At 62.8% G+C, this 16267-nt stretch carries 13 protein-coding genes, 1 tRNA gene and 1 pseudogene; 7 read left to right on the forward strand and 8 right to left on the reverse strand.

Annotated elements, in window-relative coordinates; all coding sequences use genetic code 11:
• Nucleotides 1-740: ABC transporter ATP-binding protein (locus tag GCL84_RS17345; RefSeq protein WP_156756537.1), on the reverse strand; the 740-nt coding region annotated here is incomplete at its 3' end.
• A 255-nt stretch (nt 741-995) separates the two neighbouring features.
• On the opposite strand from GCL84_RS17345, the gene GCL84_RS17350 reads away from it, so the two are divergent.
• Nucleotides 996-1067: transfer RNA gene (locus GCL84_RS17350), tRNA-Arg, on the forward strand.
• Between the two features lie 635 nt (nt 1068-1702).
• Here the strand turns inward: GCL84_RS17350 and GCL84_RS30115 are convergent.
• Both GCL84_RS30115 and GCL84_RS17360 read right to left on the reverse strand, forming a co-directional pair.
• A pseudogene (locus GCL84_RS30115) lies at nt 1703-2845 on the reverse strand (recombinase family protein); the annotation flags it as partial.
• Nucleotides 2846-2988: 143 nt separating this feature from the next.
• A complete protein-coding gene (locus tag GCL84_RS17360) occupies nt 2989-3711 on the reverse strand; it encodes a hypothetical protein (protein WP_235926359.1) in 723 nt (240 codons plus the stop codon).
• Nucleotides 3712-4267: 556 nt separating this feature from the next.
• Between GCL84_RS17360 and cutA the strand changes: the two genes are divergently transcribed.
• On the forward strand, nt 4268-4588 hold the full coding sequence (gene cutA, locus GCL84_RS17365) for a divalent-cation tolerance protein CutA (protein WP_235926361.1): 321 nt from the start codon (nt 4268-4270) through the stop codon (nt 4586-4588).
• A gap of 2 nt (nt 4589-4590) precedes the next feature.
• On the opposite strand, the gene GCL84_RS17370 is transcribed toward cutA, so the two are convergent.
• The gene (locus GCL84_RS17370; RefSeq protein WP_197523318.1) at nt 4591-6039 is read right to left on the reverse strand and encodes a helix-turn-helix transcriptional regulator; all 1449 of its coding nucleotides are present in this window, start codon (nt 6037-6039) and stop codon (nt 4591-4593) included.
• A 2274-nt stretch (nt 6040-8313) separates the two neighbouring features.
• On the opposite strand from GCL84_RS17370, the gene GCL84_RS31005 reads away from it, so the two are divergent.
• Nucleotides 8314-9033 carry an IS30 family transposase gene (locus tag GCL84_RS31005; protein WP_407924406.1) on the forward strand — a complete coding sequence of 240 codons (720 nt, stop codon included), beginning with the start codon at nt 8314-8316 and terminating at the stop codon, nt 9031-9033.
• 15 nt (nt 9034-9048) lie between these two features.
• Here GCL84_RS31005 and dbpB (GCL84_RS17380) read toward each other — a convergent pair whose 3' ends face one another.
• The 4 genes from dbpB (GCL84_RS17380) to GCL84_RS17395 all read right to left on the reverse strand — a co-directional run bounded on the left by dbpB (GCL84_RS17380) (nt 9049) and on the right by GCL84_RS17395 (nt 13339).
• On the reverse strand, nt 9049-10155 hold the full coding sequence (dbpB, locus tag GCL84_RS17380; RefSeq protein ID WP_156756541.1) for a DGQHR domain-containing protein DpdB: 1107 nt from the start codon (nt 10153-10155) through the stop codon (nt 9049-9051).
• Nucleotides 10156-10230: 75 nt separating this feature from the next.
• Entirely contained in the window at nt 10231-11460 is a 1230-nt protein-coding gene (gene dpdA, locus GCL84_RS17385) for a tRNA-guanine transglycosylase DpdA (protein ID WP_156756542.1), read from the reverse strand.
• Nucleotides 11457-12581 carry a DGQHR domain-containing protein DpdB gene (dbpB, locus tag GCL84_RS17390; protein ID WP_156756543.1) on the reverse strand — a complete coding sequence of 375 codons (1125 nt, stop codon included), beginning with the start codon at nt 12579-12581 and terminating at the stop codon, nt 11457-11459. The genes dpdA and dbpB (GCL84_RS17390) overlap by 4 nt, the downstream gene beginning before the upstream one ends.
• Nucleotides 12578-13339 carry a hypothetical protein gene (locus GCL84_RS17395; RefSeq protein ID WP_156756544.1) on the reverse strand — a complete coding sequence of 254 codons (762 nt, stop codon included), beginning with the start codon at nt 13337-13339 and terminating at the stop codon, nt 12578-12580. The genes dbpB (GCL84_RS17390) and GCL84_RS17395 overlap by 4 nt, the downstream gene beginning before the upstream one ends.
• A 237-nt stretch (nt 13340-13576) precedes the next feature.
• Here GCL84_RS17395 and queC point away from each other — a divergent pair, with 237 nt between their 5' ends.
• The 4 genes from queC to GCL84_RS17415 are packed head-to-tail and all read left to right on the forward strand — an operon-like array spanning nt 13577 to nt 16065.
• Nucleotides 13577-14278: a 7-cyano-7-deazaguanine synthase QueC gene (gene queC / locus GCL84_RS17400; RefSeq protein ID WP_156756545.1), complete on the forward strand. Its 702-nt coding sequence runs from the start codon at nt 13577-13579 to the stop codon at nt 14276-14278.
• Nucleotides 14275-14910 (forward strand): 7-carboxy-7-deazaguanine synthase, encoded by a 636-nt coding sequence (gene queE / locus GCL84_RS17405; protein WP_156756546.1) that lies wholly within the window; start codon nt 14275-14277, stop codon nt 14908-14910. The genes queC and queE overlap by 4 nt, the downstream gene beginning before the upstream one ends.
• Nucleotides 14910-15275: a 6-carboxytetrahydropterin synthase QueD gene (queD, locus tag GCL84_RS17410; RefSeq protein WP_156756547.1), complete on the forward strand. Its 366-nt coding sequence runs from the start codon at nt 14910-14912 to the stop codon at nt 15273-15275. The genes queE and queD overlap by 1 nt, the downstream gene beginning before the upstream one ends.
• Nucleotides 15268-16065: a GTP cyclohydrolase I FolE2 gene (locus GCL84_RS17415; RefSeq protein ID WP_156756548.1), complete on the forward strand. Its 798-nt coding sequence runs from the start codon at nt 15268-15270 to the stop codon at nt 16063-16065. Before queD ends, GCL84_RS17415 begins: the two co-directional genes overlap by 8 nt.
• Nucleotides 16066-16267: the final 202 nt, after the last annotated feature.

Genomic DNA, 16267 nt, shown 5'->3' on the forward strand with positions numbered 1-16267 from the left:
ACCTCGACGAGGTTCATCGCGGGCGAGCCGATGAACCCCGCCACGAACGCGTTCGCAGGCCGGTCATACAACGCCCGCGGCGTGTCACACTGCTGCAACAACCCATCCTTGAGCACCGCCACCCGATGCCCCATCGTCATCGCCTCAACCTGATCATGCGTCACATAAATCGTCGTCGTACCCAACCGACGCTGCAACGCAGCGATGTTCGCCCGCGTCTCCACCCGCAACTTCGCATCCAAATTCGACAACGGCTCATCCATCAAGAACACCGCCGGATCCCGCACGATCGCCCGCCCCATCGCCACCCGCTGCCGCTGCCCACCGGAAAGCGCCTTCGGCTTGCGCTCCAAGAACTTCTCCAGATCCAGCAGCCGCGCCGCCTCCAGCACCTTCGCCGCGATCTCCACCTTCGGCAACCCCTGCAACTTCAACGCGAAACCCATGTTCTGAGCAACAGTCATGTGCGGATACAACGCATACGACTGGAACACCATCGCGATATCCCGCCCCTTCGGCGGCACATTCGTCACATCCCGCTCACCAATACGGATCGTGCCCTCGTTGACATCCTCCAACCCAGCGAGCATCCGCAACGCGGTCGACTTACCCGACCCGGACGGACCAACCAGCACGAGAAACTCCCCGTCGGCAACCTCAAGGTCGAGTCCATCCACCGCCCGCACCGGCGGCGCCCCCGGATACACCCGCGACGCTGCTTCATACCGAACCCCGGCCACGCTGCCTCCCAACATCCCCGCAGGCCACGACCGCCCACGCACCCCCACCATGCCGCACGTCACACCGCCACACCAGGTCCCCACCCGCCCCCCGGGCACAAACGGACAGCCAACCCGGCCCACTCGGGCAACCCATCCGGGCAACCCCGCCCGATCTCCCGAAACCCGGTCACCCGGAGGCCCGCTTCCGGGCACCCCCTCCCGCTCACAACCAGGTTGTCCCCATGCGCTAAGCTTCGTCCCGAACGAGCACGGGCCCCCGTAGCTCAGGGGATAGAGCACCGCCCTCCGGAGGCGGGAGCGCAGGTTCGAATCCTGCCGGGGGCACATACAGCATCCACACGAGCGCCGGTCACACTGTGACCTGGCGTTTCGTGTGGGTTGCCGGTCAGGTTGTTGATCGTTTCGGCCGTGCTGATGATGTCGGGCATGGTGTCGCCGGGTAGTCGTATGTTGATGATCACGTGGTCGCCGTCGTCGGCTAGCCGGACGGTAAGGCTGACGGCCTCAAAGAGCTTGCGCAGCAACGGTTCCGGTGCGTCGGACAGGTTCCCGGTGAGGTACGGAAGCACGTCCAGCAGGTCCACGTCCGCCGTGTCGGGTCGGGCGGGTGCGGCGTCGTCGGCGGCGTCCAGCGCGGCGACGGCGGACAGGGCGGCGTGCCGTTCGGCTTCGAGATCGTTGTAGGTGCCGCGCAGGGCGCGGGTGAACGGGTCGTCGGGGTCACCGTCTTGCGCTTGGCGCATGATCGAATTCTGGCGGCGGGCGAGGTCGGCGAGCACCCGCCGCAGGCGGTCGCGTTCGGCGTCGCGTTCTCGCGCTTCCCGATCATCCACAGTGGACAGGTCGGCGGCGAGCGCCGCGCGCCGGTCGGGACCGAAAACCCGTTCGGCGAAAAACCGGGATACCGCGCCCATCACGGCGTCTTCCCGGATGTAGACGGCTTTCGGATGCCCGGCGTACTTGTCGGGGCGTCCCCGGTTGTTGTTCTTCGGCCAACACATGTAATAGGCGGCGTTGTGGCGGACGTTGCCGTTCATGCGCCGTCCGCACTGGCAGAACAGCATTCCCCGATACACGTAGGTGCGGAGCGTTTCCGGGTGCGTGTTCGGGGCGTTGTCGTCGCGGGAACCGCGCCGTTGCTGGCGGTGGGCGTTCAGTTCGTCGTACAGCCATTTGGGGATTAGCGGCTCATGCGCGGGTTCGTTGGACCACACCCACAATGCGGAGTCGTTGACCTTTCCGCCACGTGAGCGGGACGCGCGCCGGTTGAACACCTGGTATCCGGTGTACTTCGGGTTGCGCAGGATTTCATAGACGCTGGTCTTTCCCCACGCGCCGCGCGCCCGCTTCCCACCGGGCGGCACGGGTGGCGGGTATTTCAGCGGGTCGGCGTTCAACCGGTCGGCAATGGTGTCGTAGCCGATGCCGTCGTGATACCGCCACAGGGCGATTTGTGTCACGGTTTCGGCGTGCGCGCCGTCCGGGTCGAGGCGTGTTTTCGTCTGCCCCTTGTCCGCCTTGCTCGGGTTGGGGTGGCGGTAGATTTTCGCCTTGTAGCCGTACGGGGGTTTGCCGATGTTCCATCCCTCGCGCACGTGGGTACACAGTCCGCCCCATGATTGTTCGAGGGTGTTCAACACCTCGTATTCCGCCACGGACTGATTGATTCGTCGTTGCAGGATACGTTGCGCGCGACTGCCGGTGAGCGTGATCGGCTCATTCGAGGCAAACAGCGGAACACCCGAATTCTCCAATTCCCGCTCGATCGACAATCCCTCAAACGTGCGACGGGCGACACGGGACACGCTTTCGCAGATCACCACGTCGAAACGCCGTCCGGGGTGCCCTGATTCCGCCAACAAGTCAGCGACCCCGCCGTCACGCGGAATCGGGATGTCGCACTTGGCGTAGTCGGTGCCCTGTCCGCGCTGGTCGAGTTCGAGCCGCCCGGACTCCACATCGTAGAAATGTGCGACGATCACCCACGATTCTGGCAGCGCCGCGCGACTGTTGCCCAATTGCCGCATCGCTGATTGGCGCGGGTCCTGGTTGTCGTCGGTCGAGGTACGCCCCAACCACGCGACGCGGATTTCATCCCGCATGAGCGTCAACGGCGTACCCAACGGGGACACCGCGTAATCTGACAACCCCGAGGGTCCGGACACGGGAACCGACGCCGCAAGCGATACCGTCCGGCGGGTTATACCGGGGGCGGGCGGGTTGCCTGCCGGGTCATCCGGTGTGGTCACGCTGCCTTCCTTTCCTCGCGGGAACCCTGTTCATCCCATTCACTCGCCCAGGTCAGCAATTCGGCGAGCACGGCGGCGAGGTTCCCACGAATCCGTTCACCCTGAGTTCCGCCGACACGGGTCACCGTGCCGAAATAGAACCGATCCGGCTTGCCCCTGCGCTTTTCATCATACCGCCACCCCGTATCATCGGTCACGAATTCCGGCCGATCATCACCCGAAATACCAGCCTTTTTCCGCAACGGAATCACCACCGCGCCGTCGCCGTAGGCGATCGGGATCGATTTCCCGGCGGCGAGGTCGAACACGGCGAGCTGCCCGGCGGACCGCCCCAGTTCCAGCGCTTCCGCCAATGTCGGCACGACCACCGACACATCCAGGTGGACACGGCCGGAATCCGGGTCGCGCCACCCGCCCAGAACGCGCCGGGGAAGCCGCAACGCCCGATGCGCGGTGACCAGGTAGGCGGCGAGATCCTCGGCGGTCACGGGCTGGTCAAAAATATGTTCGCAGTAGGGATCGACCGACACTGCGTAGCCGCCGGTCACGGCGGCCCCGGTGGCCGGATCGACGGTGAACCCGCCGTCCGGCACCGACAACGCGCCCGCCAGTGCGGCCAGTAGCGCGACGGGCAGCCGAAACGGCCACTCACAGCCGCTGTACGCCGTCAGATCGGGTCCGGCCGGGTCAGGGTGGCGGCGGACAGGTTCAGCAGGCATGAGCGCGACTCCTGGCAGTCGTGCGGCGGATCGCGCGACCGCGACCCGATGACACTGCTGAACTCCAAAAGTAACGCCGTTTGGGGACATGCAAGAACAAATAATCTTGGTCGGAACGTTTGCCGCGCCCACCACCGACCGACCACGGTCATCACCCCGCCGCGCCACCCGGCGCGAACGTGTGTCACATGACGTTCCTGTACATGAGTCTGGGATACCAACTGAACCCCCTACACCCCACCCCAGCAGGGGAAACACCACTCAGCAGGAGTGGCGCTCTAACGTGAACCCCCAAGTGAACCCCCGTATGAACCCCCAGGTGAACCCCCAATGGCAACAACCGTTGAGTCTACATCGGATAGTGGTGCCACACCGCCCGCCAAGATCGTCCACATGGACGGTAGTAGGGGCCTGACCTGCGCGGTTAGTGCATCCTTCCACGCTGGCGCTGGTACTGTTGTAGATCTACTACTTGCGTACCGGTCGGCATATCGCAATGTCGAGATCATCGGCCGTCAAGATCGGGTAGGCGATCACGGCGGCTATGCTGCGCCACGTGTCGAACTTCCTCCAGGTTACGACGGTTGCCGACAGCCAGGAAGCCGCCGCGCGCCTTGCGCGCTCCGCCGTTGGGGCGCACCTCGCGGCCAGCGCCCAGGTGATCGGACCGGTCATGTCTGTCTTCTGGCATCACGGCGAACTAGGCGACGGTCAGGAGTGGCAAGTTGTCCTGAAAAGCACGATGAGTCGCTATGCCGACTTGCGAGATCATTTGCTTTCCGAACATCCGTGGGATAATCCTGAAATTACGGCAGTCGAGATGATCGACGGCACCGAAGCCTATTTCTACTGGTTGCGCAATACGGTCGAATCGTAAAACTAGTTCCGCGCTTGTTCCAGGACCCGGGTCACGGCGGCGGAGTTCTTGAAATCTTGAAGCCTGTGAACGACGCCCCGGATTCGCGCCGAAGGTCGGGCCGATCCGACCCCCTGAGCGAGACGCATTGCCTCCTGGGTCACCAGTGCTGCGCGTTCGATTTCTTTACCGTCGATCAGTGCGTGTGCGAGCGAAGTCATGTACAGGGCTTTGTCGCGTGCCTGGGTGTCGTCAAATCGCGCCAGAGCGGTATCCAGGACGGATACCGCGCGCAGAGGACGATGCAATTCGGCCCAGCATCGGCCAGCCATTATTTCGATCTCGTTGTCGTCAACCCAGAATACCCAGTCCGGTTCGGGGCGGCTACTTTCCGAGTGTAGCGCCAGTTTGGCCTCCGTCAGCGCCTTTTCCGTTGCTTGACGATCTCCAGCAACGGCATATGTCCACGCTTTCCGTTCGAGCAATAGAGCGCGAACTCTTGGTGTGGCGTCTTTCTCGGCGGCCGCGAACGAGGCTTCGGCAAGACGGATGTTCGGTCCGGTTGTACTTACTTCCTGATAGGCAAGAAAAGCGAGTGCATTTCCAGTCAACGTGGCGTCTTCCGCCTCTTTTGCCGCCTTCAGACTGTCGCTGTAGTGTTTCTTGGCTTCAGCGTGCATTCCTGCGTCAAATGCAGCCCAACCGACGAGTTGAGCCTGTTCCGACACTACTCCGGTCAATGCTGTCCGGATCTTCGGCAAGCAACTGACGTTTCGCACATATTCGGCCGTCGAAGCCAATTCTGAGGCGTACAGACTGTAGGTGTCCCGGCCCCCCAAATAGTTGTCTAGACGCCGCAAACGCGCGGTGCGCTCCAACAAGTAACGCAGGTCGGTTTCACCCGCACGGGAGGATAGTGGCGGGCGGAACGTCGTCGATGCGCTCAGCGTGGTTCCTGCGGCGATCCCCATGAATTCGCGTCGGTTCACCCCGTCCTCCATTTGGCTGGATGTTTCAAGTAGATCGGCCAATTGATCGACCGTGACGTTCAGGAGTTTCGCAATCTTTGCGCGCATCCACGGATGCGGTTGGTGCGTCCCGCGTTCCCATCGCCCGACAGTCGAAAACTCCACACCGATTTCCTGAGCGAAACTCTCTTGCGAATAACCCCGCCGTTTCCGAACGACTGCCAACGCACTACTCCCGCGCGGCGACTTCTCCTTAGTCCGCTCAACCGACGAAACAGACACCTCGGGCGGAGAAAGAAGCTCTTCCGCAGAACATTCGAGATATTTTTCCAACAATCGAATAGTGGCCGGTCGCAACTGATGCGGTGTCAACTTGCCCGCGCACAGCCTTTGTATGTGCCGCAAACCCAGCGTGCCCACTTCACCATTCTCACGGGCAAACACTTCCAATTGTTCGGCAAATTCTTCGAAACTCAATCGGCGTTGCCTGATGCGCAGTTCCAACACCGTGCGCGCCGCACCCCTAACAGCCATCTGATGCCTCCCGTTCGTACGCCCCGACTACGTTAACGGACCAATCGGTAACCAAGTGTAGCTCCGCAGGTCAAAGGACAACCCGCCAACAACATGCACGCTCACACGCGGCCACAGCGGAACGACGAACACCCGACCTAGACATGACCTAGACCGGGCGTTCGTCGTCGCGTCTGCGGCCTAGCCAGAGGTCGACGGTCTACGGCGGCGGCGGCGCACAACAGCGACCACCGCAGAAACCCGCAGTTCACGACGGGTACGTGTTCGTGTGGATGCTGTGTGGACCCGCCCGGGGGCACCACCAAGCACCGACCCGCAGTCGGTGCTTTTTGCCGTTCCACGAACCAGAGCGCCGCACTGCGCTCGTAGGTGAGGGCGCAGGAAAATCTTGCCGAGGGCACCACACAACAAGCACCATCACATCCCGGGCTTGCAGCGCACCTACCGGGAGACACCTCGTCCGATCGTCACCCGGGTATCACATCGCTAACGGGGAGGATGCCTCCAAGTTCCAGGAGCGGTACAAACGCCGAGCAGAACTGGCCGACAGCATCTACAGCCTCAACCCGCGGGTCTCGATGTATCTGGCGACGTCCATCAACGACATCCGCGAACTCCTCAGAGCCGAGAACACCCACTTCGAACCCCGGGGCAAGCCGTGCTCGACTTGCTCGACGAGCCACGCCCGGGGGGGGAGTAATTAAATCAGAGTTAAACACGCAGGTCGAAGAACTTCGCGCGCACATCAGCGAGACCTGCCGCTTGCACCCGACGAGTCATCCGAAACCGTCGCGCGACGGTGCTGGAGGAAGACCCGGATGCCGGGTTTCTCAGCTACGAGGTTCCCGGAGGCGAACGTCGTCCGTTCTCGACCTCGACTCCCCCGCGCACGACGCCGCCGCATCCACGGTTCTGAACTGGTACTACAAGGCAGTCGACGGGTACCCGGAACCGACTGCCGAGCAGGCAATGGAACTGAGCGCGACGATCAAGGTGCTGGTAACGCGCAGCGGGGTCAGTGTCGACGACCTCGCCGATGCTCTCCGGTGGCGGGTTCGATCAGAGAAGGCGGCCGCCGAGCAGGCGGGACTCCCTGAACACGAATGGCGCGCTCACCATCGCTCCGGTCATGGCATTCGAAGCGGAACTGCTCTCAGACCTCGAAGCGGTCCACCTATGCGCACAGGGCAGACACTTGGCCTGGCCTCACTCACCTCGGCACTGGTTCCCGCACTGCGGAAGCATCAACGCTCGGTGGTCTTCTGTGGCCCCGAACAGTTGACACCGCTACTGGTCCAGTACCTCCGCGCATTGATGGGGGGAGAACACGAACGAATGCAGTCGTGCAGGAGTGGGGCAAACCGGGGCCAGGTCGCCGTTTCCTGGTCATGGACGGGGCAGGCGAGGACGGCTTCAACCTGCAGGTAGCGGAAGCGGATTTCTACCTCCGGTTCCCCTGGAAGACACCATCGCCGCAGCAACCGAAAGTGCGTGGGCGCAGGCCGCGACAGCGGGTGCTGCGGGTACGCAACCGAGAACAGCTGCCGTCAGGTCGGAACTCGTCGAGACACGAGAAGATGGACGTGCTCGATTCCATCCACAAGACCGTGCCCGAGCGAGGAACTTCGCTCCAGAATTGAACCGGTTCGAGAAGAGGTTGAAGAACTGCGCAGGTTAGGCGGTCGTAGCATGTGATCTTGGTGTTCGGCGGGGAAGGTTCCCTGTCGCGCGCAGGATGGTGACGTTGGTTGATCGGAGAAGATCTCCCGGGGCTTGGTGGAGTTGTGGGACTCCAGGAACATCGCGATGCGAATCGGTCGTGATCCGTCTGCGGTCTCGCGTGAGGTGGACCGTCACGGTGGCCGGGAGGGTTATCGGGCGGCCGACACCGCGGCGACGGTGACTCGTTCCCGGCCGAAGGCGATGGCGGTGGACCGATCGGTCTGGATGCGGTCGTGGGTGTGGTCGTTGTTGCGTTTGGGCTGGTCATCGGCCTCAAATGCGGACCGGTTGGCACGCTGTCATCGGCCCAGTGCCCGACGAGTCACGAAGCGATCTATCAGTGGGTGCACGCGCAACCGGTCGCGACCCTGCGCCGGGAGTTGATCGCGTTGCGCACTGGCCGCACTCGGCGCACCGATCCACAGCCGACTCCGGCCCCATGGATCCGGGAACCCCTCGACCTAGACGACCACCCCTGACGAGGTCGAGGGGCGTGTCGTGCTTGACCATTCAAAGGGAGAAATGGTGATTGACAAGGGCGGCAGGACCGCAGTGGCGACCCTGGTCGAGCGCACCAGCAGGTCCCTAAACCTGGTCCCGTTGACGGGGCGGGACTCGTTGACGGTGCCCCAGGCGATCATCGTCGCCGCCAGCGATCTCCCGGCCACGGTCAGACGTTCGTTGATATGGGACTGCGGCTCGGAGATGGCTCTGCACGCCGATGTGACGGCGACGGGGTTACCGATGTTCTTCGCCCACCCGCACTCATCCTGGGAACGCGGCGACAATGAGGACCTCAACCGCATCGTGCGGAAGTACCTGCTCAAGGGTTGGAGATCACCGACGATCTCACCTAACTCGCCGCGGTCGCCGCAGAGATCAACGACCGACCCCGTAAACTCCACGATTGGAAGAAGCTCAGCGAGGCATTTACCGGATTCCTCGAGGCAAATGCTTCCACCGTTTGAATCTGCCGTGCTGACTGTGGTGGCGGGCGAGTTGACGAGGCAGGCCAAGAACCTCAAGGTGAGCCTGTCACACGACAAGGTGGGGACAGACTCGCTGAGCAAAAGTCGCGCAATGCCGATGACGTCGTCCTGGCCACCCGATGCACCGAGCACGCCGCGACGGGCTTCATCATCCAGAACAATGCCGCTCGGCAAGCGTGGAACACGCGGATGGGAGCGAGTCGGCCTCCCTGCTCCGCCCGGCGGTGCGAGGCTTAGGGAAACCTTCCGATGAGCAGGACTGGGCAACCTACCGCTTCTTGAGCACACGCAGCAGGTGAGCAGTCAACTGTCGCACATCGTTGGGCGTGTTCTGGAGGTTGTTCCAGCGCCGCTCTTCTCCATCTGGAAACTTCCACGTGCCCGAGGTCCACGCGACATGCGGCTTCAAATCTTCAATCGCGCGATCGAGTGAGGAACTTTTGACGGCCTCAGCGGGTTGGTCGTCAGTCACCGTGTCCATGACGAAGCCCAGGGACTGGATTCCGACGCCGTGGGTGAGGCGGGAGTAGCGAGGTGCCTTAGACCACTCATCGGGCCAAGTGTCCCGCACCACGGTCCAGAACTCGATGAGGTGCAACAGCATTCGCTTGACGTCGCCGGAGCCGTCCACGGGGTTGCGGTATTGGTATAGGGCCCCCTCGAACAAGCTGTGCTCCACCATCTTCAGGATGCTGTTGTCCTTGATGTAGCCGTCAGGGGCAGTTGGAGTCGCGATGATCCGGAAGAACGGGCTCCGCTTGTCACCGTTCAGCCGGGTCATCAGTTGGGCGGGAAGCTTCCGCTTCAAGTAGGCGCGTGGCAAGTGGCCGGTGGTGTCCGGCAGCAGTTCGTGGACCAATCCTTTGGGCAGAGCCTTGGTCGAGTTGACCAGGATGAACTGAGAACGCTGTTCCTCTTCGGTGTCCGCGATGAACCCAACGACCGCAACGGGGAACTCTGCCAGGTCTGCGTCGCGGATCGCCGCGCTTCGCTGCTGGCCGTCCACCAGCCACGCGACCTTGTCCGCGTCGGCGAGTGCTTCGTCGACCGGGATGACGATCTCCCCGGCGACCGAGTAGTCGACCAGTTCGCCCTGCATGATGGCGGGGATGAACTCGACCCGGTTGTCGAAGGCGACGACGATGGCGTTGGGCAGCATCGCCCCATCGGACTCGAGATATCGCTGGATGCCTCGGATGTGGCTGAGCACCTCGGGCCGCTGGTAGCCGGACAACTGCTCATCGTCACCTCGACGGATCCGGGAGACCGCGGCGAAGCTGTGCAGCTTCTTCCCGTCGATGGCGAAGCAGTAGATCCGTCGACGGCCCTGGCGCACCTCCAGAGCAGGTAGGCGCAGGGTGTAGCGGTCGGCCACGGGACACTCCTAGGTCGGGAGCGCACATCATAGCCAGCGTCGGACGGCCACCGAGGAGCGCAGCCAAGTCGGCGCTCAGCGCAGCACCAACGTCCTCATCTTCATTTCGAGAACGCTCAGATTGTGGAATCCACGCCGCTTGTTACGCTCGGTGCCCCGGAATATGATGATTTCGATTCCGTGCAACTTGCAGAGTTCACAAGGACACTCCTTCCACGGACGCTCCACCAATATTCGCCGGTAGTGATCCATGTACGATTTCTTCTTCGAGTCCGACCCCAAGACGAGTTTCTCATAATTCCCAAGCGCCTCCAAGACCTCTTCTATCCCGACGCCACCATGGTCATACGCTCGCAGCAGCGACAGACTAGCGCGTTCTGCGGCAATGGCTTCGGACTGCGCCACCACACCCGAAAGCACGCGACGCTTGAGCGCAGGATTCCCATCGACCTGGGGGACTCGGATGGCCGCGTAAGAAGCACCGCTTGTGTGATAATTGTTTCGGTCATCCATGAAAGCTTGTCGAAAAACTGAGGTGCTGTCGAAACTCGTCACACCATGTACGGCAAATTCCTCCATACTGTCCAACCGGTTGATCCCCAGTAAGTGCAACTCGGTCCCGCCGGTCAAGCGCGGCGAGATCTCTCGCAAGCATTGCAGGATCTCGGGCGTCTTCAGGGGCACCATCCCACCGAGGGCGATGCGCCGGTATCCCATCTGCTGCAGGCGTTCGACACTGTCGGCATAGCTCGCCGGACTCCACCCCTGCGCGGCGCCAACCGGTTCAAGGTCAATTCGCCGGTCGCGAACCTCGGCGATGTACTTCTCAGCGAGATCGAGAGAAATGTGCCTCCGCTTGACCCAAGCCGGGTCGACGTCCGCATCCCCGGCCAGGGGCAGGAATCCGAAGATGACGTGGTCGATGCTGACACCGGCGTTGAACTGGCACTCTTCGTAGAAGTCCAGCACCTCGTTGACGGTGTAAGGAGGGTACTCCTCGTCAATGTAGTTGAACGCCCCGCAATCCCCCAGGCTCGTCATCTCGGCTGGCAGCCTGAAATACTTGCGCACTCCCAAGCGATACAATCGCGCGCGCTGGGGGGCAGCGTACTTCCCCGCTCCCCTGCCGGTCGACGGGTCGACTATGGCCTTGCTGACGAGTATGCCGTCATACGGCGCGGGGACTACTACCTCATGGGCGTAAACGTCGTCGCGCTGCCGCACCCGGGTGGCGAGGTATTCATCATGGATGAAATCGTAGGTTGGACTGACAAGATCTTGACTATCTGGAAAAAAAAACTTCACGACTTATTCGACCTCGAACTCACGTATTCGCGAACGATGAAGTTGGACAGCGTGCTGATATGCCGAGGAGTGTTCTGCAACTCGTTCCACGGGGTGTTGAGTTCGTCCCATCTTCCACTCGTCCAGCAGCACTTGGGCGCGAGCGGCGCCAACTCGGCCCGGATTTGTCCGGCCAAGTCGTCGGCGTTGATATCCACGTGCGCCATCACTCGGTCCATGAGCCTGCCCATGGCGCGAATCCCCACCCCGTGCATCAACCTGCTCCTGGCGGGCGTAAGTCCCCAAGCAGCGGGAAATGTGTCGCGAACCGCGGACCAGTAGGAGATGAGGATTCGGCGGATCGCACCGGTGTCCGTCGTGCCGGTGGAGAGGTTTCGGTGGAGGAACAGGCTCCCGGACGAGGAGTTCAGCGACTCCTCGATGGCAGTGATGAGGCTGTTGTCCACCACCACGGCGCCGCTGCGCTTGTCCGCCGCCGTCGACGCACGCTTGACCAAACCCTCGAACGGCGACTGAGGGTCCTGGTTCAACATGTCAACGAGCGCGGAGGGCAACTTTCGCGCGGACAGCTTCGCCGGGAGTGGTGTCCACACCTCCGGCAGCAACTCGGCCACCAGGTTCGTCGGCAGCGGTGACACGGTATTGACCCGGAGGAACTGGTCGCGTTGCGTAGCGAGGTCCTCTGCCTCGAAGCCTGCGACGATGACCGGCAGGCCGGAGTTCCGGGTGCGCGCCAGCGCGGCGCTGCGCTGTTGACCGTCGACGATCCACGCGGGTCGCGGCTCGTCGTCGGAAGCGACGACGGGAATCTCGATCGTCCCACTCTCAGTGAGCCCGTCATCGAACCCCGCTGGACCGCGTTTCGACCGGAACCGTACGGAGTTGGGCAGGGCGAGGATCAGCCCATTCGGGAAGAGCACATCTTCACCGTCCAGGTATTCCAGGATCTGTCTGACGTGCTGGCGCTTTTCCGGCCGCTGGTAGCCCAGCAACTTGCCCGCCGCGTCCCGCGAGATGCGGGCGACGTCGGCGACCTTGGCCACCTCCTCCGCAGTCAGCGCGAACACGTAGAGCGGGATCGTGGGGTGCTGCTTGATCCGCAGCGCACGACGCTTGATCACGGTGTTCCCATCGTCTCGGCGAAGAGTTGAGCGAAGCGCTTTTGCTCGCACGCTCGACCGCTCTCCCGCAGCATGCGGTGCAACCTGGTCCTAGACAGGCCAGGGTCACCGACCATCGCATCGCGGATGAAGAGCCTGACCTGGTCGTCGGTCATCGCCGACCGTTCGTACTTGACCTCGATGCGCACCTTGTTCACCCACCTCGACCACGTTCCTCTCGTGATCGGTGAGATCAGGGAGCCGTGGCCGCACTTGCTCAGCCACGCTCCAGCCATCCGCGCGTTGAGGCCGGTCATCGTTCCCCCTAGTTCGGTGCGCAGGGCACCGTCGGCAGGGACGCGGAAGGCACCAGGGAGGTCTTCAGCACCGCCAATCAGGACAACCTCGTCAGCGGAACCCACGAGATCGAGAATCTCCCGCTTGAGCACGGTGGCGTACCCCTCGGACAGCACGAGCAGGACCGCTCGGCGACCACCGAGGTCTGCCAGCGCGGGTGTGCCTATGCGCTTGCGCAGTCCCTTCCACCACAGCCTGCGGTCGACCCAGGTCGGCGCCACGGTGTCCAGGTGTCGCGGGCTGAAGGTCGCGGCGTAGGGCGGAAAGGCGGCGGAGACAGGCTGCAGACCGAGACCAGCCGAGGCCACCCACAGGCGGGGAGCGAAGCCCGCCACCTCGGCCAAGTCCAGCAACGTGCGAGCGCTGGTCCAGTGCTCGCCCTGGTAGAGGCGCAGTAGCTCGACAGGCGCGTCCGCAGTCATCAGCCTCCGATGCCACTCATCCAACCGCCCTTCGACGCCTCCCGCCGGGAGAGTCCGCACCTGAAGGTGGGAGGAGGCCGCAGCGACCTTGCGCTCCGTACAGGTCACCACCACAGATAGTTCCCTCAATGCCCCTAAGCCTCTCGTGTCCAACTAGCCGCGAGCGCATCCGACTCTACTGCCAGATAGCAAGCTAGGATGCACCGGACTGATCATGCCAATAAGGGGGTGACGTCGGTGGAACGACCGGCGATCGTACTACTCAGCGGTGGACTAGACTCCTCCACCGTCCTCGCTATCGCCCGTGCTCAAGGGTTCTCGCCATACGCCCTAAGCTTCCGGTACGGCCAACGGCACAGCGTCGAACTCCAGGCCGCCGAGCGCGTTGTTCGAACTCAGGGTGCGGCTCGCCACGTTGTTGCCGAGATCGACCTGCGAGTGTTCGGCGGTTCGGCGCTCACATCGCATGTCGCGGTACCCAAGCGCGACAGCGTCGACGAGATCGACTCGGACACGATCCCGGTCACCTACGTCCCCGCCCGCAACACGATCTTCCTTTCGTACGCGCTGGCATACGCGGAGGTCGTCGGGGCGACCGACATCTTCACCGGCGTCACGGCCGTCGACTACAGCGGTTACCCGGACTGCAGGCCCGAGTACATGCGAGCGTTCGAGGAGATGGCCAACCTCGCCACCAAGGCAGGGGTCGAGGGCACGACCCGCCTCACGCTGCACTCGCCGCTGATCGAGATGTCCAAGGCCGACATCATCCGCACCGGACTCGATCTGGGCGTCGACTACTCCATCACCTCGAGTTGCTACGACCCCGACGAGCAGGGGCGCGCGTGCGCCAAGTGCGACACATGCTTGTTGCGCCTGAAGGGTTTCGCCGAACTCGGGCAGTCCGACCCCGCGCCCTACCAGAATGTGATCGCATGACCTACTTGATCAAAGAGATCTTCTACACCCTGCAGGGTGAAGGGAGTCATGCGGGCAGACCCGCGGTGTTCTGCAGATTCTCCAGGTGCAACCTGTGGACGGGCAGGGAGGAGGACCGCGGGCGCGCCATCTGCCAGTTCTGTGACACCGACTTTGTCGGCACCGATGGGGTGGGGGGCGGCCGGTTCAGCACCGCCGATGACTTGGCCGAGGCAGTGGCGGCGAACTGGCCGTCGGAAAGTCCGGAGAAGCGTTTCGTGGTGTGCACCGGCGGAGAACCCCTGCTGCAGCTCGACGAAGCCGCTGTGGGCGCCTTGCACGACCGCGGCTTCGAAATCGCTGTGGAGACTAATGGGACACGCGCCGCCCCCGAGGGGTTGGACTGGATCTGCGTCAGCCCAAAGATCGGAGCTGACCTGGTCCTCACCAGCGGCGACGAACTCAAGTTGGTCTATCCGCAGGCCGGTGGTGACCCCGCGCAGTTCGAGCACCTCGACTTTAACCACTTCAGGCTTCAACCGATGGACAGCGTTGAGCGGGACAGCAACACCCGCGCCACGGTCGAGTACTGCCTGAAGAACCCCAAGTGGTCGCTGTCCCTACAAACGCACAAGTACCTGGGAATTCAGTGATGGAGATCTACCGCGAGTTCACCTTCGAGGCGGCGCACCGTCTCCCGAACGTCCCCGAGGGCCACAAGTGCTCACGGCTGCACGGTCACTCCTACCGGGTTGTCGTGCACGTAGAAGGCCCCGTGGACCCCCATGCGGGATGGGTGATGGATTTCGGGGACGTGAAGACGGCTTTCAAGCCGATCGAGGCCCAACTGGACCACTACTACCTCAACGACATCACAGGCTTGGAGAACCCCACCAGCGAGAACCTCGCGGTGTGGATCTGGGACCGTCTGGCACCAGGCCTCCCCCACCTCAACGCCGTAGCGGTGCGCGAAACTTGCACGTCCGGTTGCGTTTACAGGGGTACAACCGGTGCATGACGTCCAAAGTGAGATCGATCTCCGTGGCATCGCAGTGGACCAGGTCGGGATCGCTGGCTTGCGCTACCCGGTCGCATTCGACGACGGTTCGCTTCGCCAGAGCACGATCGCGGACTTCGCTGTCACCGTACGACTGCAGGAAGAGCGCCGCGGCACGCACATGAGCCGCATGGTCGCGCTCGTGCACGACCATGTAGGGACGCTCGACCCCCGCCGCTTGCCTCAGATATTGAAACTCGGCGCTGACCTCCTCGACGCGCCCGGGATCACGATCTCTGCCCGTCTCAGCATCGCCCGTCCAGTCACCGCCCCAGCGTCCGGCCTGGAATCGATGGTAGTCCACGACTTGGAGTTGACCGGCACATTGGACGACAGCGGTAGTTCCGTTGTCACGACCACCCACACCGAGGTCACCAGTCTGTGTCCCTGTTCGAAGACGATCTCCGACTACGGGGCCCACAACCAGCGAAGCCAGGTGTCCCTGTCCATCGAGGGGACTGGCGACCTGCCCTACCCCTTGCCTGTGACGGACGCCCTCTCGATGCTTGAGCACACCGGCTCGGCACCTGTCGTGCCATTGGTAAAACGACCGGACGAGCGGGTTCTGACGATGCTCGCATACGACCACCCCGCCTTCGTGGAAGATATGGCCCGCGACGTCGCCGCGCAGTGCAGGAAGCGTGGTTTGCAGCACGAAGTGCGGGTGCGGAACCTTGAAAGCATCCACAGCCACGACGCGGTAGCCGTAATTCGAGGTGGAGCGCGGACGGGCAGGGAACTTGCCGGGTGAGTCATGAGGCAATCTACTAGCACGTCTACACGAACCGGCCTGAAAGCTGAGACAACTGTCAGACAGAGTTATAGCCGGATTAATCAAGTAATTCCTTCAAAGCGCCGCAGTTTGAGAGAACTGAGAATTGGTCTCATGTGGTGAGTTTGCAGAAGCAGGTTCGGGGGCTGTGGACGATGTATGCTCGTTTGGCCGCACCGGA

The sequence above is a fragment of the Actinokineospora pegani genome, assembly GCF_009745975.1.
Lineage (GTDB): Bacteria > Actinomycetota > Actinomycetes > Mycobacteriales > Pseudonocardiaceae > Actinokineospora > Actinokineospora pegani.